The organism is Streptomyces sp. UC4497 (assembly GCF_054871485.1).
The window spans coordinates 494,816-515,478 of the sequence record NZ_JBTYHB010000002.1 but is presented as its reverse complement, the minus strand read 5'-3'; the positions used below and the strand labels follow the sequence as shown (position 1 = coordinate 515,478).

General features: G+C 72.0%; 17 protein-coding genes and 1 pseudogene. 14 read left to right on the top strand and 4 right to left on the bottom strand.

The annotated features are described in order from the left end of the window. Positions 1-137 precede the first annotated feature (137 nt). Together ACYSUO_RS05085 and ACYSUO_RS05080 are read left to right on the top strand one after the other, a co-directional pair. Positions 138-932 (top strand): annotated as a pseudogene (locus ACYSUO_RS05085) (tetratricopeptide repeat protein); the annotation flags it as partial. A gap of 312 nt (positions 933-1,244) precedes the next feature. After that, positions 1,245-1,952 (top strand): hypothetical protein, encoded by a 708-nt coding sequence (locus ACYSUO_RS05080; RefSeq protein WP_461774773.1) that lies wholly within the window; start codon positions 1,245-1,247, stop codon positions 1,950-1,952. Between the two features lie 69 nt (positions 1,953-2,021). Here the strand turns inward: ACYSUO_RS05080 and ACYSUO_RS05075 are convergent, their stop codons facing one another. After that, entirely contained in the window at positions 2,022-3,323 is a 1,302-nt protein-coding gene (locus ACYSUO_RS05075) for a DUF1015 family protein (protein WP_461774751.1), read from the bottom strand. A gap of 72 nt (positions 3,324-3,395) precedes the next feature. Here ACYSUO_RS05075 and ACYSUO_RS05070 point away from each other — a divergent pair, with 72 nt between their 5' ends. The 4 genes from ACYSUO_RS05070 to ACYSUO_RS05055 all read left to right on the top strand — a co-directional run bounded on the left by ACYSUO_RS05070 (position 3,396) and on the right by ACYSUO_RS05055 (position 7,618). Continuing rightward, on the top strand, positions 3,396-4,463 hold the full coding sequence (locus ACYSUO_RS05070) for an HAD hydrolase-like protein (RefSeq protein WP_461774750.1): 1,068 nt from the start codon (positions 3,396-3,398) through the stop codon (positions 4,461-4,463). 160 nt (positions 4,464-4,623) lie between these two features. Then, the gene (locus tag ACYSUO_RS05065) at positions 4,624-5,670 is read left to right on the top strand and encodes a FecCD family ABC transporter permease (RefSeq protein WP_461774749.1); all 1,047 of its coding nucleotides are present in this window, start codon (positions 4,624-4,626) and stop codon (positions 5,668-5,670) included. Further along, positions 5,667-6,746, top strand: coding sequence for a FecCD family ABC transporter permease (locus ACYSUO_RS05060; protein WP_461774748.1), 1,080 nt, complete (start codon positions 5,667-5,669; stop codon positions 6,744-6,746). The genes ACYSUO_RS05065 and ACYSUO_RS05060 overlap by 4 nt, the downstream gene beginning before the upstream one ends. Further along, the gene (locus ACYSUO_RS05055; protein WP_461774747.1) at positions 6,743-7,618 is read left to right on the top strand and encodes an ABC transporter ATP-binding protein; all 876 of its coding nucleotides are present in this window, start codon (positions 6,743-6,745) and stop codon (positions 7,616-7,618) included. The genes ACYSUO_RS05060 and ACYSUO_RS05055 overlap by 4 nt, the downstream gene beginning before the upstream one ends. Here ACYSUO_RS05055 and ACYSUO_RS05050 read toward each other — a convergent pair. Continuing rightward, positions 7,602-7,949 carry an SCP2 sterol-binding domain-containing protein gene (locus ACYSUO_RS05050; protein WP_461774746.1) on the bottom strand — a complete coding sequence of 116 codons (348 nt, stop codon included), beginning with the start codon at positions 7,947-7,949 and terminating at the stop codon, positions 7,602-7,604. The two genes, ACYSUO_RS05055 and ACYSUO_RS05050, sit on opposite strands and share 17 nt — an antisense overlap. A gap of 42 nt (positions 7,950-7,991) precedes the next feature. Between ACYSUO_RS05050 and ACYSUO_RS05045 the strand changes: the two genes are divergently transcribed. The 6 genes from ACYSUO_RS05045 to ACYSUO_RS05020 all read left to right on the top strand — a co-directional run bounded on the left by ACYSUO_RS05045 (position 7,992) and on the right by ACYSUO_RS05020 (position 14,053). After that, complete coding sequence (locus tag ACYSUO_RS05045; protein WP_461774745.1) at positions 7,992-8,276, top strand: hypothetical protein; 285 nt, start codon at positions 7,992-7,994, stop codon at positions 8,274-8,276. Between the two features lie 6 nt (positions 8,277-8,282). Beyond that, positions 8,283-9,098 (top strand): TlyA family RNA methyltransferase, encoded by an 816-nt coding sequence (locus ACYSUO_RS05040; protein WP_461774744.1) that lies wholly within the window; start codon positions 8,283-8,285, stop codon positions 9,096-9,098. After that, positions 9,095-10,000 (top strand): NAD kinase, encoded by a 906-nt coding sequence (locus ACYSUO_RS05035; protein WP_461774743.1) that lies wholly within the window; start codon positions 9,095-9,097, stop codon positions 9,998-10,000. The genes ACYSUO_RS05040 and ACYSUO_RS05035 overlap by 4 nt, the downstream gene beginning before the upstream one ends. A gap of 136 nt (positions 10,001-10,136) precedes the next feature. After that, complete coding sequence (gene recN, locus ACYSUO_RS05030) at positions 10,137-11,861, top strand: DNA repair protein RecN (RefSeq protein ID WP_461774772.1); 1,725 nt, start codon at positions 10,137-10,139, stop codon at positions 11,859-11,861. 101 nt (positions 11,862-11,962) lie between these two features. Beyond that, positions 11,963-12,709: a hypothetical protein gene (locus ACYSUO_RS05025; RefSeq protein WP_461774771.1), complete on the top strand. Its 747-nt coding sequence runs from the start codon at positions 11,963-11,965 to the stop codon at positions 12,707-12,709. 213 nt (positions 12,710-12,922) lie between these two features. After that, the gene (locus ACYSUO_RS05020) at positions 12,923-14,053 is read left to right on the top strand and encodes a glycosyltransferase family 4 protein (RefSeq protein ID WP_461774742.1); all 1,131 of its coding nucleotides are present in this window, start codon (positions 12,923-12,925) and stop codon (positions 14,051-14,053) included. Between the two features lie 17 nt (positions 14,054-14,070). Here the strand turns inward: ACYSUO_RS05020 and ACYSUO_RS05015 are convergent, their stop codons facing one another. Continuing rightward, a complete protein-coding gene (locus ACYSUO_RS05015; RefSeq protein WP_461774741.1) occupies positions 14,071-15,750 on the bottom strand; it encodes a PucR family transcriptional regulator in 1,680 nt (559 codons plus the stop codon). A 62-nt stretch (positions 15,751-15,812) separates the two neighbouring features. Beyond that, a complete protein-coding gene (locus ACYSUO_RS05010; protein WP_461774770.1) occupies positions 15,813-17,615 on the bottom strand; it encodes a glycoside hydrolase family 15 protein in 1,803 nt (600 codons plus the stop codon). A 539-nt stretch (positions 17,616-18,154) separates the two neighbouring features. Between ACYSUO_RS05010 and ACYSUO_RS05005 the strand changes: the two genes are divergently transcribed. Further along, positions 18,155-19,849, top strand: a complete 1,695-nt coding sequence (locus ACYSUO_RS05005) for a CTP synthase (protein ID WP_266721180.1) — start codon at positions 18,155-18,157, stop codon at positions 19,847-19,849. Between the two features lie 117 nt (positions 19,850-19,966). Next, a complete protein-coding gene (locus tag ACYSUO_RS05000; protein ID WP_266721182.1) occupies positions 19,967-20,605 on the top strand; it encodes an NUDIX domain-containing protein in 639 nt (212 codons plus the stop codon). Positions 20,606-20,663: the final 58 nt, after the last annotated feature.

Genomic DNA, 20,663 nt, shown 5'->3' with positions numbered 1-20,663 from the left:
TTTTTGAAGAGGACCCTTGGTCCCGGCACACATGCTGGGACCAAGGGTCCTTTTTGTATTTCCAGAGCTTTTCTCGGAGCGCGCCGGCACCCCGGTTGCGCGAGAATGACTGCGGTACCGAAGACAGGAGTCAACCGATGGCCACCAACTCTCCCGATGAGCGTCCGGAGCGCGATCAGCGCCGACGGGACAGTGGTGACCGGGGGGACCGGGGCGGGTTCCGCGGCAACAGCGGGGCCCCGCGTCGGGACCGTCGGGACGGCGACCGGGAGCGTCCGCCCTTCCGGCGGGACGACCGGCGTGATGACCGTTCGTTCGGTGATCGGGACCGTGACCGTGGGCCGCGTCGTGATGACCGGCGTGACGACAACCGTGGCGGCGGGTTCCGGCGGGACGACCGTCGGGACGACAACCGTGGCGGTGGCTTCCGTCGCGACGACCGCGACCGTGATCGTGACCGTGGGCCGCGTCGTGATGACCGGCGTGACGACAATCGCGGTGGGGGCTTCCGTCGGGACGACCGGCGGGACGACAACCGTGGTGGCGGGTTCCGTCGCGATGACCGGCGCGATGACAACCGTGGCGGTGGCTTCCGTCGGGACGACCGCGACCGTGACCGTGACCGTGGGCCGCGTCGCGATGACCGGCGCGACGACAACCGCGGTGGCGGCTTCCGCCGTGACGACCGCGACCGTGATCGTGATCGTGCGCCGCGTCGGGACGATCGGCGTGATGACAACCGTGGCGGTGGCTTCCGTCGCGATGACCGCGACCGCGATCGTGCGCCGCGTCGCGATGACAACCGTGGTGGCGGGTTCCGCCGCGACGACCGGCCTGATGACCGTTCGTTCGGTGATCGGGACCGTGACCGTGGGCCGCGTCGTGATGACCGGCGCGACGACAATCGCGGTGGGGGTTTCCGGCGGGACGACCGTCGGGACGACAACCGTGGTGGCGGGTTCCGCCGTGACGACCGCGACCGTGACCGTGATCGTGGGCCGCGTCGTGATGACCGGCGTGACGACAACCGTGGTGGCGGCTTCCGGCGGGATGACCGGGGCGGGCGTCCCGGTGGGTTCCGTGGGCGTGACGACCGGCGTGATGACCGTGGGCCGCGTCGTGACGACCGCCGTGACGACCGGCGCGGTGGGCCGCGGGTGCGGGACGACCGGGAGCGGGACCGTGAGCCGATCAAGCGGCTGCCGATCCCGGACGACGTCTCCGGTGCCGAGCTCGACAAGAGCGTGCAGCAGGAGCTTCAGTCCCTGCCGCGCGGGCTCGCCGAGGATGTCGCCATGAACCTCGTGATGGTGGCGCGTCTGATCGACGAGGACCCGGAGCGCGCGTACGCGTACTCCAGGATCGCGCTGCGTCTCGCGTCGCGCGTCGCCGCCGTGCGGGAGGCCGCCGGGTTCGCCGCGTACGGGAACCAGAAGTACAGCGAGGCGCTCGCCGAGTTCCGGGCCGCGCGGCGGATGACCGGGAGCGCGGAGCTGTGGCCGCTCATGGCCGACTGCGAGCGCGGGCTCGGGCGTCCCGAGAAGGCGCTGGACATGGCCGGTGCCCCCGAGGTGTCGAAGCTGGACAAGGCCGGGCAGGTCGAGATGCGGCTCGTGGCCGCCGGCGCGCGGCGGGACATGGGGCAGCTGGACGCCGCCATCGTGACCCTGCAGAGCCCCGAGCTCGCTTCGAACTCCTCGCAGCCGTGGACCGCGCGTCTGCGCTACGCGTACGCCGACGCGCTGCTGGAGGCCGGGCGCGAGGGCGAGGCGCGGGAGTGGTTCGCCAAGGCCGTCGAGTCCGACAAGGACGGCAGCACGGACGCGTCGGACCGGCTCGCCGAGCTGGACGGTGTCGAGTTCGTGGACGCCTTTGACGACAGTGCCGAGGACGGCGCCCCGGCGCCGCAGGGCGACAGCGACAGCGCGGGCGTCGAGGGTGACGAGCGGTAGAGCGTGACATGAAGAACGGGCGGGCTCCCTCAGGGAGCCCGCCCGTTCTTCGTTTCGCAGCCGTCGTACTCAGTCGTCCGTGAGCGTGCGCAGCACCAGGCCCGTGGCCGGCTTCGGGCCGAACGACGTGGACTTGCGGGGCATCGTCACGCCCTGGCGGGCCAGCTCGCGGACGACCTCCTCGCGGACCGGGTGCATCAGGACCGCCGTGCCGCCGTCTTGGCGCGCCTTGTCGACCGTCGCCTGCGTGTCGTGGATGTACGTGACGTCGGCGGGGGAGTCCTCCGGGATGCCCCAGACGTCGCCGAGGAGCGTGGAGTGCAGCACTGTGGCGTCGAGGGTGCGCCAGGCCTCGGGGCGATCGGCCGGGATCGTACGGTCCAGGAGCGCCGGGTCGGGGCGGTCCAGGAGGTGGTACGTGTCCTCGGTGCCGGTGAGGAGGAAGGCGTTGCCGTGGGACGCCGCTTGAGCCAGGGCCTCCATCGCGTGCGGGAGCGGGCCGGCGACCTCGCGTACGCGGAAGTGCGGGGCGGCCGCCGCCAGGGCCCGGTCGAGGGGGAGGCGGCCCAGCAGGCGGTGGATGGCGCGGACCCGGAGGGGGTAGCGGGCCGTGTCGACCAGGAGGACCAGGCCGTAGTCCCAGGGGGTGCGGTCCGTCGAGCCGTGTTCGGTGCGCAGGCGCAGGTAGGTGGCCCAGCGGTGGTGGCCGTCCGCGATCAGCGCCTGGTGGGCGGCGAGACCGTCCTGGACCTGGCGCTGGTCGGCGGGGTCGGTGAGCGCCCAGAGGCGGTGGCTGTAGCCGTCCTCGGTGGTCGTGGAGAGCAGCGGGGCGCGCTGGACGGTGCGCTCGATGACGGCGGTGGCGCCCGTCGCGTTGCCGTTGCCCCGGTAGGTCAGCAGGAGCGGTTCGAGGTTCGCGGCCGTCGTGCGCATCAGTCCCGCCCGGTCCTCGACCACATGCGGCATGACGTCCTCGTGGGGGAGGACCACACCTTCCGAGGCCTCGGAGAGGTGGAGGGCGCCGATGATGCCGCGCTGCAGCATGTCGCCGTTGCGCTGCTCGTATACGTAGAAGGCTGGTTCGGCGTCGGGGGCGAGGACGCCCTCGGCGAGCCAGCGGTGCAGGGTGGCGGCCGCCAGTTCGTTGCGGGTCCGGGGCTCCACGGCCTGCGGCAGGATCAGGCGGACGATGTTGTGCGGGTCCGCGTTCTCCAGGTGCAGCAGACCGTCCGGCCGTACGACCACGTCGTACGGGGGTGAGGTCACGGCGGCGAGGCTGCCGACCTGTTCGGGGACGTAGCGGACGCCCCTGAACGGGATGAGGTCCAGGCCGTTGCTGCCCGACTGTGCCGTGCGACCTGCAGTGTTCATCCCCGCATCGTACGAGTGTCAGTGCCGTGAGGGATGATCGGGGGAGTGGGATCGAGCGAGGAGAGATGCGGAATGAGCCAGGGCCACAGTGCGAGCGGGACGGCCGACAGTGGGGCCCGGCTGCGGCCCGGTGGCAGCGAGCGAAAGCTGAGCGAGGCGTACGACACCGCGCTGCTCGATCTCGACGGGGTCGTGTACGCGGGCGGGCAGGCCATCGCGCATGCCGTCGAGTCGCTGGCGGTGGCGCGTGGCGGCGGGATGGGGCTCGCGTATGTCACGAACAACGCGCTGCGCACGCCGGATGCCGTGGCCGAGCATCTGACCGAGCTCGGTATCCCGACCGGCGCCGCCGATGTCATCACGTCGGCGCAGGCCGTCGCGCGGCTCATCAGCGAGCAAGTGCCCGAAGGGGCGCGGGTGTTGGTGATCGGGGGCGAGGGCCTCCGGGTGGCGCTGCGTGAGCGGGGGCTCGTGCCGGTGGACTCCGCGGACGACGACCCGGCCGCCGTGGCGCAGGGGTACGGCGGGCCGGACATGGCGTGGGGGCGGTTCGCCGAGGCCTGTTACGGGATCGCGCGCGGTGTGCCGTGGTTCGCGTCCAATACCGACCTGACGATTCCGAGTGCGCGCGGGATCGCGCCGGGGAACGGGGCGGCGGTGGAGGTCGTCCGGATCGCGACGGGTGCCGAGCCGCAGATTGCGGGGAAGCCGTTGCCGCCGATGCATCGCGAGACGATTCTGCGGACCGGGGCGAAGACTCCGCTGGTGGTCGGGGACCGGCTCGATACGGACATCGAGGGGGCGTTCAACGGGGGCGTGGATTCGCTGCTCGTACTGACCGGTGTCACCGATGCCGCGCAGCTGCTTGCCGCGCCGCCGCAGCATCGGCCCACGTATGTGGATGTGGATCTTCGGGGACTGCTTACCGGGCAGCCGGAGGTCGAGGAGGTTCAGGGCGGCGACGGTGGGTTCCGGTGCGGGGGCTGGACGGCGCGTGCCGGGAGCGGGGAGCTGGAGCTGGAGGGGGACGGTGCCGCGATCGACGGGTTGCGGGCGTTGTGCGCCGCCGCCTGGGCGGCTGCCGGGGACGGGGCGTGCGAGCTGGATTCGGGAAAGGCGGTGGCTCGGCTGGGGCTGTAGGCGGGGCGTTTGTGCCGGGGGAGGGAAAGTCGCCCCCTCCGCCCCTTCCCGTCCCGTCCCTGGGGGCTGCGCCCCCAGACCCCCAAAAAAGATGCGCAGTTCCCCGCGCCCCTGGGGGAGCGGGATGTGACCGAGTTGCAGGGTAGGCTAACCTAACTTCGTGTTGGTCGACAGTCCTCCCGAAGCCAGCGCGGTGACCGCTCCCGCGCCCCCCGACCGTCGTGCGTTGATACGCACCGTCGGGCTGCTCGCGTCTGTCCTGGTGCTGGTGGCCGTCCTTGTGGCGAGCATCGCCGTGGGCGCCAAACCGCTCTCCCTGGACCAGGTCTGGCACGGCCTGTTCCAGGACACCGGGAACTACGCGGACGTGGTCGTCGGTGAGCGTGTCTCGCGCACCCTGCTCGGCCTGCTGGCCGGAATCGCGCTCGGCCTCGCCGGCGCCGTCCTTCAGGCGCTGACCCGCAACCCCCTCGCCGACCCCGGCATCCTCGGCATCAACATGGGCGCCTCGGCCGCCGTCGTCTCCGCCATCAGCTTCTTCGGGGTCACCTCGCTCACCGGCTACGTATGGTTCGCCTTCGCGGGCGCCGCAGCCGTGGGTGTCCTTGTCTACGCGCTCGGCGGCACCCGCAACGCGACGCCCGTGCGGCTCGCGCTCGCCGGTACCGCGATCAACGCGGCGCTCTCCGGCTATCTCTACGCGGTGATGATCACCGACGACATGGCCCTCAACCGGATGCGGTTCTGGCAGGTCGGCTCGCTGGCCACGTCCACCATGCACACCATCCAGCAGGTGTGGCCGTTCATCGCCGTCGGCGCCGTGCTCGCGCTGCTGCTCTCCCGCCCGCTCAACGCCATGGCCATGGGCGACGACACCGCACGCGCGCTCGGCGCCCACCTCGGCCGCACCCGCGCCCTGAGCATGGTCGCCGCGACGCTGCTGTGCGGCGCGGCCACCGCCGCCTGCGGCCCGATCGCCTTCGTCGGCCTGATGGTGCCGCACATGGTCCGCTCGTTCACCGGCCCCGACATGCGCTGGATCATGCCGTACGCGGCGGTCCTCTCGCCCGTCCTGCTGCTCGGCGCCGACGTCATCGGCCGGATCGTGGCCCGCCCGTCCGAGCTCCAGGTCGGCATCGTCACGGCCGTCATCGGCGCGCCGGTCTTCATCGTGCTCGTACGTCGCCGAAGGATGGCCCAGCTGTGACCGCCACGAAGAACGCGACCGAGACCCGTACCAAGAAGGCCGCGAAGACCAAGGCGATACGCACCCCGGGCGGCCTCTCCGTCCGGCTCGACGTCCGATCGCTCGTCGTCGTGGCGATCCTCCTCGTGGCGGCGCTCGCCGCGAGCGTCTTCCTCATCGGCACCGGCGACTTCCCGATCCCGGTCTCCGACGTGCTGCGCACCCTCGCGGGCAACGGGGACGCCGGTCAGGAATTCATCATCAACGACCTGCGGCTTCCGCGGGTCCTCGTCGGCCTGCTCGTCGGCGCCGCGCTCGGCCTGTCCGGCGCGCTCTTCCAGTCCGTCTCCCGCAACCCGCTGGGCAGCCCGGACGTGCTCGGCCTCGGGCAGGGCTCGACCGCGGGCGCGCTCGTGATGATCGTGATCTTCGGGGGCAGCGCCACGCAGGTCGCCCTCGGCGCGCTCGTCGGCGGTCTGGTCACCGGGTTGGCGATCTACGTCCTCGCGTGGAAGCGGGGCGTGCACGGCTACCGGCTCGTCCTCGTCGGCATCGGCGTCTCCGCGTTCGTGACCGCGATCAACGGCTATCTGCTCACCAAGGCCGACTTCGTGGACGCCGCCCGCGCCACCGTGTGGATGACCGGTTCGCTCAACGGCCGTGACTGGGCGCAGGTCTGGCCGCTGCTGATCATGTTCCTCGTCCTGATCCCGGTCGTCGCCGCGTACGCGCGTCCGCTGCGGATGCTGGAGATGGGCGACGACGCGGCGGGCGGCCTCGGCGTGCGCGTCGAGCGCACCCGGCTGCTGCTGCTCACGGCCTCCGTCGTGCTGACGGCCGCCGCCACCGCGGCCGCGGGCCCCGTCACCTTCGTGGCGCTCACCGCCCCGCAGATCGCCCGCCGGCTGACCAAGTCGCCGGGGCCGAACCTGGCGGCGTCGACGATCCTGGGCGCGGCCCTGCTGATCGTCGCCGACCTGGTCTCGCAGCGGGCGTTCGGCGCCGACCAGCTGCCCGTCGGCGTGGTCACCGGCGTCGTCGGCGGCATCTATCTGCTGTGGCTGCTGGTCACTGAGCGGAAGGCGGGGCGGATATGACCTCGCGCGACCCGCACACGCCCCGCCCCTCTCGTACGAACCAAAGGAGCACCGCAGTGAACAGGCTGATAGCCGACGACGTGACCCTCGGATACGACCAGCGCGTCATCGCCGAGAAGCTGTCGGTGGAGATCCCCGACAACTCCTTCACGGTGATCGTCGGCCCGAACGCCTGTGGCAAGTCCACGCTGCTTCGCGCCCTGTCGCGGATGCTCAAGCCGAGCGCGGGCCGCGTCCTGCTCGACGGCAGCGTCATCCAGTCGATGCCCGCCAAGAAGGTCGCCAAGACGCTCGGCCTGCTGCCGCAGTCGTCGGTGGCGCCCGACGGCATCACCGTCGGCGACCTCGTGGCCCGCGGCCGCTACCCGCACCAGGGGCTGCTGCGCCAGTGGTCGTCCGACGACGAGCGGATCGTCCAGGAGTCGATGGCCTCCACCGGCGTCGCCGAGCTCGCCGAGCGGTACGTCGACGAGCTCTCCGGCGGCCAGCGCCAGCGCGTGTGGATCGCCATGGCGCTCGCCCAGCAGACGCCGCTGCTGCTGCTCGACGAGCCGACGACGTACCTCGACATCCAGCACCAGATCGACGTCCTCGACCTCTGCGCCGAGCTGCACGAGGAGCAGGGGCGCACGCTCGTCGCCGTCCTGCACGACCTCAACCACGCGGCCCGCTACGCCACCCACCTCATCGCCCTGCGCGACGGCGCGGTGATCGCCGAGGGCGCGCCCAAGGACATCGTCACGGCCGAGCTCGTCGAGCAGCTCTTCGGCATGAAGTGCCAGGTCATCGACGACCCGGAGACGGGGACCCCGCTGGTGGTGCCGGCCGCGCGGCACGCGCGCCGCAAGGAGACCGCTACAGCAGCGTCCTGAGCCGCAGCAGATCGCGGAACGAGGCCTCGAGCTTCACGCGTCCCGATGCCCACGCCTTGGCGAAGTTCAGCTCGCCCTCGACCATCGACACCAGATCGTCGCCGGTCATCGCGAGCCGGATCTGCGCCTTCTCGGCGGGCGGCCCGGGACGCGTGTCGAGGACCTCGATCCGGCCGTCCTTGAGTCGGCCGGAAAACGTCACGTCGAGGTCGGTGATCCGGCAGCTCAGCGAGCGGTCCAGGGCCGCGGCCGTGCGCACGTCCCCGTCGGCCCCCGCCATGTTGTCCGAGAGTTTGTCGAGCGCCGCCCGGCACTCCTCTGTCGTCGCCATCGTGATCGACGGTACACCGGCGCTTCGGGGTAGCGTCGGGGCATGAGCGAGACGCCCACCGAGCCCACCGACGTGCCGGAACCCGCGCAGGAACCGGCAGCGGAACCCTCGTACGACCCCGCGGCCCCCGCCCCGCTCGGAATCGGGCGCACCCCCACGGACAACGCCGAGGTGGACGCGTCGCTGGAGCGGCTGGGCGATGTGGACCACCTCGCCGCGGACGGACACGCGGAGGTGTACGAGGATGTACATCAGGGGCTGCGGAACGCGCTGACCGCGCTGGACGCACGCCCCCCGTCCCCCTCTACGCATGACAACAGGAGCTGAACCACCGTGGCAGGTGTGGCACGTCGCCGCCTCGACGCCGAACTCGTCAACCGCAAGCTGGCGCGTTCGCGCGAGCACGCGAGCCAGCTGATCGCCGCGGGCCGGGTCAGCGTCGCCAAGATCGTCGCGACCAAGCCCGCGACGCAGGTCAACGAGGGCGTGTCCATCGTCGTCGCGGCCGACGACAGCGACCCCGAGTACGTCTCGCGCGGCGGGCACAAGCTCGCGGGCGCGCTGGAGGCGTTCGGCCCGCAGGGGCTCGTGGTCAAGGGACGCAGGGCGCTGGACGCGGGTGCGTCCACCGGTGGGTTCACCGATGTGCTGCTGCGGGCCGGTGTCGCGCACGTCGTGGCCGTCGACGTCGGCTACGGGCAACTCGCGTGGTCACTGCAGAGCGATGAACGCGTCACCGTCAAGGACCGTACGAACGTACGCGAATTGACGCTGGAGGCGATCGATGACGTACCCGTGGACCTCGTGGTGGGGGACCTGTCCTTCATCCCGCTCGGCCTTGTGCTGCCCGCGCTCGTGCGGTGCGCGGCTCCGGAGGCGGATTTGGTGATGATGGTCAAGCCCCAGTTCGAGGTGGGCAAGGAGCGGCTCGGCAGCGGGGGCGTCGTGCGCAGCCCCGAACTGCGGGCCGAGGCGGTGCGCAGGGTCGCCGAGCAGGCATGGAAGCTCGGGTACGGCGTGCGCGGCGTGACCGCGAGCCCCCTGCCGGGACCGTCCGGGAACGTCGAGTACTTTCTGTGGCTGCGTGCCGGGGCGGAACAGCTCGACCCGGCCGACGTAGATCGCGCAGTGGCGGAGGGGCCGCGTTGACACAGACCCGAGCTCGTACGGTTTTCCTGCTCGCCCACACGGGGCGGCCCGCTGCGATCCGCAGCGCCGAACTCGTCGTACAGGGGCTGCTGCGCAGCGGCCTCGGCGTGCGGGTACTGGAGTCCGAGGCCGAGGACCTGCCGCTGCCCGACACCGTGGAAACGGTGAAGGAGGCCACGCCGTCCTGCCTCGACGGCTGTGAGCTGCTCATCGTGCTCGGCGGGGACGGAACGCTGCTGCGCGGCGCCGAGTTCGCGCGGGCGTCCGGGGTGCCGATGCTCGGGGTGAACCTGGGCCGCGTCGGCTTCCTCGCGGAGGCGGAGCGCGACGACCTGGACAAGGTCGTCGACCGCGTCGTCACCAAGGAGTACGAGGTCGAGGAGCGCATGACGATCGACGTCGCCGTGCACCGCAACGGTGACGTCGTGCACCGGGACTGGGCGCTCAACGAGGCGGCGGTCCAGAAGATCGAGCCCGAGCGGATGCTGGAGGTCGTGCTCGAGATCGACGGCCGGCCCGTCACGGGATTCGGCTGCGACGGCATCGTGTGCGCGACCCCGACCGGGTCCACGGCCTATGCGTTCTCCGCCGGCGGGCCCGTGGTGTGGCCCGAGGTCGAGGCGCTGCTCATGGTGCCGATCAGCGCGCACGCCCTGTTCGCGAAGCCGCTCATCACGTCGCCGGACTCGGTGCTCGCCGTCGAGGTCCAGCAGCACACGCCGCACGGCGTGCTGTGGTGCGACGGACGGCGGACCGTGGAGCTGCCGCCGGGCGCGCGGATCGAGGTGCGCCGGGGCGAGGTGCCGGTCCGGCTGGCCCGGCTGCACCACGCGGTGTTCACCGACCGGCTCGTGGCCAAGTTCGCGCTCCCGGTCGCCGGGTGGCGTGGCGCCCCGCACTGACCGGCACGTTCGAGTGACGGCGGCGTGAAGGTTTGTCGCCGTAACCGCCCTCCTACCTGCGGAATCGGGGTAGGGGGCCGGGGTCCGTCGCACGGACGGCCTTGGACCTCGTAAGGTCAGAGGCGTGTTGGAGGAGATGCGGATACGGTCGCTCGGAGTCATCGACGACGCCGTGGTCGAGCTTTCGCCCGGCTTCACGGCGGTCACCGGTGAGACGGGCGCGGGCAAGACCATGGTCGTCACCAGTCTCGGCTTGCTGCTCGGCGGGAGGGCCGACCCCGCGCTCGTACGGATCGGCGCGAAGAACGCCGTGGTCGAGGGGCGCATCGCCGTGCCCGCCGACTCGGGCGCGCGTGAGCGGGCCGAGGAGGCCGGGGCCGAGCTCGAGGACGGGGTGCTGCTGCTCAGCCGCACCGTGTCCGCCGAGGGGCGCTCCCGGGCGCACCTGGGCGGGCGGTCCGTGCCGGTGGGTGTGCTGAGCGAGCTGGCCGACGAACTGGTCGCCGTGCACGGCCAGACCGACCAGCAGGGACTGTTGAAGCTCGGCCGCCAGCGGCAGGCGCTCGACCGGTACGCGGGGGACGCCGTCGCGGCGCCGCTCGCCAAGTACGGAGCCGTCTACAAGCGGCTGCGCGCCGTCGGCACCGAGCTGGAGGAGATCACCACGCGCGCCCGTGAGCGGGCGCAGGAGGCGGATCTGCTGCGCTTCGGGCTCGAGGAGATCGGCGCCGTGGAGCCCCGGGCCGGCGAGGACGTGGAGCTGGCCGAGGAGGCCTCCCGGCTGGGCCACGCGGAGGCGCTGGCCTCGGCGGCGGCCGCCGCGCACGCCGCGCTCGCAGGCAACCCCGAGGACCCGGAGGGCGTCGACGCGCAGACTCTCGTCGGCGGCGCGCACCGGGCCCTGGAGGCCGTGCGCTCCCACGACTCGGCGCTCGGCACGCTCGCGGAGCGGATCGGCGAGGTGCAGATCCTGCTCACCGATGTCGCCGCCGAACTCGCGGGCTACGCGGACGATTTGGACGCCGACCCGCTGCGGCTGGCCGCGGTGGAGGAGCGGCGGGCGGCGCTCACGGCGCTCACCCGCAAGTACGGCGAGGACGTGACGGCGGTGCTGGCCTGGGCCGAGACGAGCGCCGCGCGCCTTCTCGAACTCGACGGCGACGACGAGCGGATCGGCGAGCTGACCTCGGAGCGCGAGTCGCTCCGCGGCGAACTGGGCGTACTGGCGCAGGAACTGACCCACGCGCGCGTGGAGGCGGCCGACCGCTTCGCGGCGGCGGTGACCGAGGAGCTCTCCTCGCTCGCGATGCCGCACGCCCGGGTCTCCTTCGACATTCGGCATACCGAGACGGACGCCGCCGACGGCGTCGAGGTCGACGGGCGGAACGTGGTGTGCGGGCCCAGTGGTGTCGACGAGGTCGAGCTGCTGCTCGCCCCGCACCCCGGCGCGCCGCCCCGGCCCATCGCGAAGGGCGCGTCCGGCGGTGAGCTGTCGCGCGTGATGCTCGCCGTGGAGGTCGTCTTCGCGGGCAACGAACCGGTACCTACGTATCTCTTCGACGAGGTCGACGCGGGCGTGGGCGGCAAGGCCGCCGTCGAGATCGGCAGGCGTCTCGCCAAGCTCGCGAAGTCGGCGCAGGTCGTGGTCGTCACGCACCTGCCGCAGGTCGCCGCGTTCGCCGACCGGCAGCTCCTGGTCGAGAAGACCCACGACGGCTCCGTGACGAGTTCCGGTGTGACCGTGCTCGAGGGTGAGGACCGGGTGCGGGAGTTGTCGCGGATGTTGGCCGGGCAGGAGGACTCGGAGACGGCGCGGGCGCATGCGGAGGAGTTGTTGGCGACGGCGAGGTCGGACGCGTGACGGGTTTGTTGCGGGTGGGCGTCCGCCGGTCGCGGGGCTCTGCCCCGGGCCCCGCGCCTCAATCGCCGGCGGGGCTGGAATGGGGCCCTGCGCCTCGACCACTGGCGCGGCTTGATTCCGCCGCAGTCGCTGCAGGCGTCACCCGTGGTGCGCTCGGGCTTCTGCGGCGCGTGAAGCCCGATGGAGTCGGGGAGCGGAAGAATTACGCGGGGCGGACCGTCGATCTGTGTTCGGGGCCTGCCGCCACGGTGGGTGCCGCGGCGGGGGCGCTCGTGGCGGCTGAGCCGGGCGCGCGTGGTGCCGCAATGCTCGCCACGCTCGTGGCCGGGGCCTGCGGCGGATACGACGACGTGGCGGGGGCCGGTGATCCGCGGCGCGGCTTCCGGGCCCATCTGGGCGCGCTGCGGGACGGCGAACTCACCAGCGGCGCCGTAAAGTTGTTCGGGATCTCGGCGGCAGGGCTCGTCGCGGGCGGACTGCTCAAGGAACGGTTTGTCGACAAGGTGCTCGCCGGTGTCGTCATCGCCGGCACCGCGCACCTCGTCAACCTCGTCGACGTACGGCCGGGGCGCGCGGCCCAAGTGACCCTCGCCCTGGGCGTTCCCGGCCTGCTGCGCGGCCCGCTCGCCACCGCGCCGATGGGCGCCGCCGCTGCCGTGCTGCCCGACGATCTCGCCGAGCGCGGGATGCTCGGCGACGCGGGCGCGCACGCGCTCGGTGCCGCCGTCGGCGTCGCCATCGTCGCGGGGAACGGGCGGCCGGGGCTGGTGGCGCACGCCGCCGGGCTCGTCGCGGCGACCGTGTACGGGGACCGGGTCAGCGCGCTGGCGCAGGGCTCACTTACGTAAGCATCGGGCCTCTCAACTCACCCATGTGGGTGGTCCGGTGTGCCGTGTTGCCCAGGACCTGGCGGTGCGGGACGGCGACCGGTGCCGGAACATCGGTATGGGCTGGCATCCTGGGGGACCGACGGTATACGTATCCCTGAGCCCGTACTCTCCGTATACCTAACCCCTTCCGTACCTACCGAGTTCGCCGACACCCTTCAGGAGCCCGGCCGCGTGAGCCACCCCAGCAGCCCGTCAGCGCACGGACAGTCGACGCTGCGCACTGTGCAGGTGCTGGGCGGCGGCAGTGCGGGCAGCAGCGCTCATGTCCGGTCCCTGACCGCGGGGTTGGTGGCCCGCGGCGTGCGGGTCACGGTGTGCGCGCCGATGGCGGCCGAGCGGGCGTACGGGTTCGCGGACGCGGGCGCCCACCACCTTCCGGTGCCGCGCCGCAGCGATCCGGCGTCCGTCGCCGCGCTCCGCGTCGCCTGCACCGACGCCGACCTCGTGCACGCGCACGGGCTGCACGCCGGGCTGCGCGCCGCCCTCGCGCTCAGCGGCCGCCGCGTCCCGCTCGTCGTCACCTGGCACACCCGCTCGTACGCCGAGGGGGCCCGCGCCCACCTGCTGCGCGCGCTGGAGCGGCGCGTGGCCAGGGCGGCGGCCGTCGTCCTCGGTACGTCCTCCGACCTTGTGGACCGGGCGCGGGCGCGCGGCGCGCGGGACGCCCGGCTTGCCGCGGTGTCCTTCCCGGCGCCGTGCGGACCGCTCCCGGAGGGCGAGGAGGCCGAGCGCACCCGCAGCAAGACGCGGGCCGAACTCGGCTGTGTGGACCGGCCCTTACTGATGGCCGTCGGCAGCCTGGAGCGGCACCGCGGCTACGACGTGCTGCTCGACGCCGCGCACGCGCTGCTCGGGCTCGACCCCGTGCCGCTGCTTGTGATCGCGGGGGAGGGGCCCGAGCGGCCCGCGCTCCAGCGGCGCATCGAGGCCGAGGGCCTGCCGGTGCGGCTCGTGGGGCGCCGCGACGACGTCGCCGAACTGCTGCACGCCGCCGACGTCGCGGTGCTGCCCAGCAGTTGGGAGTCCCGCTCGCTGCTCGCGCAGGAGGCGCTGCACGCGCGCGTACCCCTCGTGGCGACGGATGTCGGCGGCATGGCCGAACTGGTCGGCGACGGCGCGGAGTTGGTCCCCTACGGAGACGCGCCCGCGCTCGCCCGCTCCGTGGAGCGGCTCCTCGCCGATCCCCGGCGGCGGGACCAACTCAAGGAACGCGGCGCCGCGCAGGCGGCCTCCTGGCCGACCGAGGACGCGACGGTCGCCCAAGTGCTGAGCGTCTACGACGAGTTGACGGGCTATCACTAGAAGCCCGACCGCAAGGTCTAGAGCGTGACCGAGGTGTGTCGCCGTGCGCGCAGTGCCAGGCTCAGCGCGAGCACCGTCTGCGGATCGTCCAGGTCCGTGCCGAGCAACTCGCCTATCCGCGCCAGGCGGTTGTAGAGCGTCTGCCGGTTCAGATGGAGTTCGCGCGCCGTCTCCGCCTTGCGGCCCGCGTGCGCCAGATAGGTCTGGAGCGTGGGCAGCAGCGGCGGCTTCGCCCGTCTGTCGTGCTCCTGGAGCGGGCCGATCGCCCGCTCCACGAACGCCGCCAGGGCGTCCTCGTCGCGGCGGGACAGCCGCCACAGCAGCAGGTCGATGTCGAGGCGCCGCGCGTCGAACCACGGCCGGTCGTCCAGGCCCTGCGCCGCCGTCGCCGTCTCCGCCGCGTGCCGCAGCCCTGCCGCCGCCGCGGCCCAGCCGCCCGCCCCGCCGACCACCACGACCGGCGGGGGCCCGCCCGCCCGCTGCATCCCGGCCCGCGCCACGCCCGCCCGCAGCGCCGCCGCGACCCGGTCGGCGACCGCCGTGCGCTCCGAGTCCGAGCGGAGCCCGAGCAGCAGCGGCACCCGCCCCTCCACGGGACGCACGCCCAGCAGCACCGGCACCCCGACCGAGGCCAGCTCCTCCGACACCGCCCGCGCGAGCACCGCCCAGCCGCCGCCCGGCGAGAGGCCCATCGGTGTCTCCGGCGTGCCCGGCAGCCTCATCACGACGGGCAGCAGCGGCCCGCTCCCGGTCGGCTTGAAGCCGAGGACGCGGGCCTGCGCCGGGGCGTCGTCCGGCGTGATCCGGCCCTCCGCGAGGTCGGTGAGGAAGTCGCCGCGCCCGCGCGCGGCCAGCTCCTCCTCCTGGCGAGCCTGCATCAGCACCACGGCGAGCGAACCGGCGGCCCGCTCGGCGGCGATCCGGTGCACGGGCGCGAGCGACCCCGACACGGGCAGCAGCACGAGCCTGGCCCGCACGGACCCGGCTCCCGGGCCACCGCCCGGCACGTCGACGAGGACGGCCCCGCCCGGCGGCTCGTCCTGGTGCGTGCCGCGCATGCCCTCCCACACCTGGAGCGGATCGGTGATGTCGTCCTCGGCCCCGGCCGCGTAGAGCAGCTGCCCGTCGGCGGTCTCCAGGAAGACCGGGTTCCCGCTGAACTCGGCGAGAATGCGCAGGACTTGAGGGACTCCGCCGCCACCGAGCAGCGCGTCCGTGCAGCGCCGGTGCACCTCCTCCGCCCGCTGAAGCAGCGCGTAGTGCCCGTTGACGATCTCGGTGTGGATCTCCTCCGTCACCGTCACGAACGGCACTTCGCGGTGCAGCTGCACCAGCGGAAGGCCCGCCGCCCGCGCCGTCTCCACGAGGGCCGCGGGCAGCCGCGCGAACCGCTGGCCCAGCTCGATCACGAGCGCCGCGATGCCCCGCTCGGCCAGCTTGCGCACGAAGGCGCGCTGTTCGGCGGGGCGCGTCCCGATCCCGTAACCCGTGGTCAGCAGCAGTTCGCCGCCCTTGAGCAGCGACGCGATGTTCGGCACCTCGCCGGCGTGCACCCAGCGCACGGTCCGCTGGAGCCGCTCCGCGCCCGCCACCACCTCGGGAAGACCGCTGCGCAGCCCCGGCAGTTCCAGGGCGCGCCGCACGGTGATGCCGCCGGGCGAGGAGAAGGCGGAGAACTCGGGCGAGGTGCTGTCCATGACACGGACGCTACCGGCGCACACGCCCGTGCAACATCTCCGCCCCCGCCCGTGGCCCCGCGCTACCCGCCGTACGCCCCCGAAGCCGTCAGCCGCAGTGCCGTGTCGATCAGTGGCACGTGGCTGAACGCCTGCGGGAAGTTGCCGACCTGGCGCTGCAGCCGCGGGTCCCACTCCTCGGCGAGCAGACCCAGGTCGTTGCGCAGGGCCAGCAGCTTCTCGAAGAGCTTGCGGGCCTCGTCGACCCGGCCGATCATCGCGAGGTCGTCCGCCATCCAGAACGAGCAGGCGAGGAACGCCCCCTCGTCACCGGGCAGTCCGTCCACGCTGCCGTCCTCGCTGTCCGTCGGGTAGCGCAGGATGAAGCCGTCCGGCGTCGACAGCTCGCGCTGGATCGCCTCGATGGTGCCGATGACGCGCTTGTCGTCGGGCGGCAGGAAGCCCATCTGCGGGATCAGCAGCAGCGACGCGTCCAGCTCCTTGCTGCCGTACGACTGCGTGAAGGTGTTGCGCTCCTTGTCGTAACCCTTCTCGCAGACGTCCCGGTGGATGTCGTCGCGCAGATCGCGCCACTTCTCCAGCGGGCCGTCCGCGTCACCGGACTCGATGAGCTTGATGGTCCGGTCGACCGCGACCCACGCCATGACCTTCGAGTGCACGAAATGCCGGCGCGGACCGCGCACCTCCCAGATGCCCTCGTCCGGCTCGTCCCAGTGCTTCTCGAGGTAGCGGATCAGCTTGAGCTGGAGCAGTGAGGCGTAGTCGTTGCGTGTGAGACCCGTCATGTGCGCCAGGTGCAGCGCCTCGGTGACCTCGCCGTACACGTCGAGCTGGAGCTGGTGCGCCGCCCCGTTCCCGACCCGGACGGGGCCCGAGTTCTCGTACCCGGGCAGCCAGTCCAGCTCCGCCTCGCCGAGCTCACGCTCGCCCGCGATGCCGTACATGATCTGCAGGTTCTCCGGGTCACCCGCGACCGCCCGCAGCAGCCACTCGCGCCAGGCCCGTGCCTCCTCCCGGTACCCGGTGCGCAGCAGGGAGGAGAGGGTGATCGCCGCGTCCCGCAGCCACGTGTAGCGGTAGTCCCAGTTCCGTACGCCGCCGATCTCCTCGGGCAGCGAGGTCGTCGGCGCGGCGACGATGCCGCCGGTCGGCGCGTAGGTCAGGGCCTTGAGGGTGATCAGCGAGCGGACGACGGCCTCGCGGTACGGGCCGTGGTACGTGCAGTGCTCCACCCACTCGCGCCAGAACTGCTCCGTCGCCGCCAGGGCACCCTGGGGGTCCGGCAGCGGCGGCTGCTGGTGGTGCGAGGGCTGCCACTGGATCGTGAAGGCGACCCGGTCACCGGGCGCCACCGTGAAGTCCGAGTACGTCGTGAGGTTCTTGCCGTACGTCTCGGTCTCCGAGTCCAGCCACACGGAGTCGGGCCCGGCCACCGCGACCGTACGACCGTCCACCTTGTGCACCCACGGAGTGATCCGGCCGTAGCTGAAGCGCATGCGCAGCGTCGAACGCATCGGCACGCGCCCGCTCACGCCCTCCACGATCCGGGTCAGCTGGGGTGCGCCGTCGCGCGGCGGCATGAAGTCGGTGACGCGGACCGTGCCGCGCGGGGTGTCCCACTCCGACTCCAGGATCAGCGAGTCGCCGCGGTATCTGCGCCGCGCCGCGGTGGGCGGCTCGGCATCCGCCGCGTGCGCGGGACCAAGGCGCCAGAAGCCGTGGTCCTCGGTGCCGAGCAGCCCGGCGAAAATGGCATGCGAGTCGAAGCGGGGCAGGCACAGCCAGTCGACTGTGCCGTCCCGGCAGACCAGGGCAGCGGTCTGCATGTCTCCGATGAGTGCGTAATCCTCGATGCGCCCGGCCACGTGCATCTCCAGTCGAACGGCCACGGTTGGAGGGAAAAGTTGGAGCGAAGGGTTGGGGGATGAGACGAGTTGGGGGGATGGGACGACGGATCGTGTTCTTCCGTTGATACGCCGTCCGGATACGTCGTTGTCAAACGATCTGACGAGCCGGTTGTTCCGGTCGGGGTCGTGGCGAACGGACGGACTGCTCCGGTGAACGGTGGGGGACGGGCGGGGGTGTTGCCGTCGTGACGCCGTATTCCGTTGTGACTCGCCAGCCGAGTGTCCGAGCAGGATACGACGCGCTCAAGTGATCCGCGTGCCGCTCAGTACAACGCGTTGCGGCCGGACGGGTGGTGGCCGCGCCTCGTCCCACCTGCGTGGTGGGCCGTACGCGGAGCGTGGCCGGAAGCAGCCTCCTCCCGTCGCTGATACCCTGGTAGCCCGTGAGCCGGTGGTCATAGAACCCCCGAACCGCAGCGACGGCGCCTCCCGAAAACCTGGGCGAGCGCGTCGGCACGCACCCCCACGACCGCGACCACGGGAGCCCCCTCTTGGCCATGCAGCCGAAATCTTCGACGACCAAGCACATCTTCGTCACTGGGGGTGTCGCCTCGTCCCTCGGTAAGGGCCTCACCGCCTCCAGCCTCGGCATGCTGCTCAAGGCCCGTGGCCTCCGTGTCGTCATGCAGAAGCTCGACCCGTACCTGAACGTCGACCCGGGCACGATGAACCCCTTCCAGCACGGCGAGGTGTTCGTCACCAACGACGGCGCCGAGACCGACCTGGACATCGGCCACTACGAGCGCTTCCTCGACATCGACTTCGACGGCTCGGCCAACGTGACCACCGGCCAGGTGTACTCGCAGGTCATCGCCAAGGAGCGGCGCGGCGAGTACCTGGGCGACACCGTCCAGGTCATCCCGCACATCACGAACGAGATCAAGCACCGCATCCGCCGCATGGCGACGGACGAGGTCGACGTCGTGATCACCGAGGTCGGTGGCACCGTCGGCGACATCGAGTCGCTGCCGTTCCTGGAGACGGTCCGCCAGGTCCGCCACGAGGTCGGTCGCGACAATGTGCTGGTCGTCCACATTTCCCTCCTGCCGTACATCGGCCCGTCGGGCGAGCTGAAGACGAAGCCGACCCAGCACTCGGTCGCGGCCCTGCGCAACATCGGTATTCAGCCGGACGCCATCGTGCTGCGCTGCGACCGCGAGGTCCCGACCGCGATCAAGCGCAAGATCAGCCTGATGTGCGACGTCGACGAGGCCGCGGTCGTCGCCTGCCCCGACGCCCCCTCGATCTACGACATCCCGAAGGTCGTGCACAGCGAGGGCCTGGACGCGTACGCCGTCCGCAAGCTCGACCTGCCGTTCCGTGACGTGGACTGGACGCAGTGGGACGACCTGCTCGGCCGCGTCCACAAGCCGGACCACGAGATCGTCATGGCGCTGGTCGGCAAGTACATCGACCTGCCCGACGCCTACCTGTCGGTGACCGAGGCGCTGCGCGCCGGCGGTTTCGCCAACCGGGCAAAGGTCAAGATCAAGTGGGTCACGTCGGACGACTGCAAGACGCCGGCCGGCGCGAAGAAGACGCTCGCCGACGTCGACGCGATCTGCATCCCCGGTGGCTTCGGCGACCGCGGTGTGTCCGGCAAGGTCGGCGCGATCCAGTTCGCCCGCGAGAACAAGATCCCGCTGCTCGGTCTCTGCCTGGGCCTGCAGTGCACGGTGATCGAGGCCGCGCGGAACCTGGCCGACATCCCGGACGCCAACTCCACGGAGTTCGACGCGGCCACGGCCCACCCGGTCATCTCGACCATGGCCGAGCAGCTCGACATCGTCGCCGGTGAGGGCGACATGGGCGGCACCATGCGGCTCGGCATGTACCCGGCGAAGCTCGCCGAGGGCTCCATCGTGCGCGAGGTGTACGACAACAAGGAGTACGTCGAGGAGCGCCACCGTCACCGCTACGAGGTGAACAACGCGTACCGCGCCGAGCTGGAGAAGAAGGCGGGCCTGCAGTTCTCCGGTCTGTCCCCCGACGGCAAGCTCGTCGAGTACGTCGAGTACCCGCGTGAGGTCCACCCGTACCTGGTCGCCACGCAGGCGCACCCGGAGCTGCGCTCGCGTCCGACGCGCCCGCACCCGCTGTTCGCCGGTCTGGTGAAGGCGGCCGTGGAGCGCAAGGTCGCTGCCGCGAAGGGTGGCTCGGCCGGTTCCGCGGGGGCCAAGAAGGCCAAGTAAGGGCTCTGCGGGGCTTGTCACACGAGCGATGTACGGTAACCGGGGTGTACGCCTTTTGCGGCGTGCGCCCCGGTTTCTTGTGAGTACAGCTCATGCGTACGTAGGAGGGCTTTCGGTATGACGGCCAACACGCCGCTCGTGGACACCGCCGAGGAGTGGGAGGTCCGGGCGACCGACACCCCCTTCGTCGGGAACAAGACCTCCGTGCGCACGGACGACGTCGTGATGCCGGACGGCTCCGTCGCCCGGCGCGACTACCAGGTGCACCCCGGTTCGGTGGCCGTCGTGGCCCTCGACGACCAGGACCGGGTGCTGTTGTTGAAGCAGTACCGGCACCCCGTGAGCATGAAGCTCTGGGAGATCCCGGCGGGGCTCCTCGACATCCCCGGTGAGAATCCGCTGCATGCGGCGCAGCGGGAGCTGTACGAAGAGGCGCACGTCAAGGCCGAGGACTGGCGGGTCCTCACCGACGTCTACACGACGCCGGGCGGCTGCTCCGAGGCCGTACGCATCTTCCTCGCGCGGGACCTCTCCGAGGCGGAGGGTGAGCGGTTCGAGGTGGAGGAGGAAGAGGCGGACATGGAGTTCGCCCGCGTTCCTCTGGCCGAGCTGGTCCGGGGTGTGCTCGCGGGGGAGCTGCACAACAACTGCCTTGTGGTCGGCGCGCTTTCGCTGGCCGCGGCGTTGGCGGGGGACGGCCTCGACGCGCTCCGCCCGGCGCTGGCGGAGTGGCCTGCGCGGCCGTTCGAGGCGTAGGCCCCGGCCCGGCCCCACGGCGTTGCGGCCTCGGGGCTCTGCCCCGGACCCCGCTCCT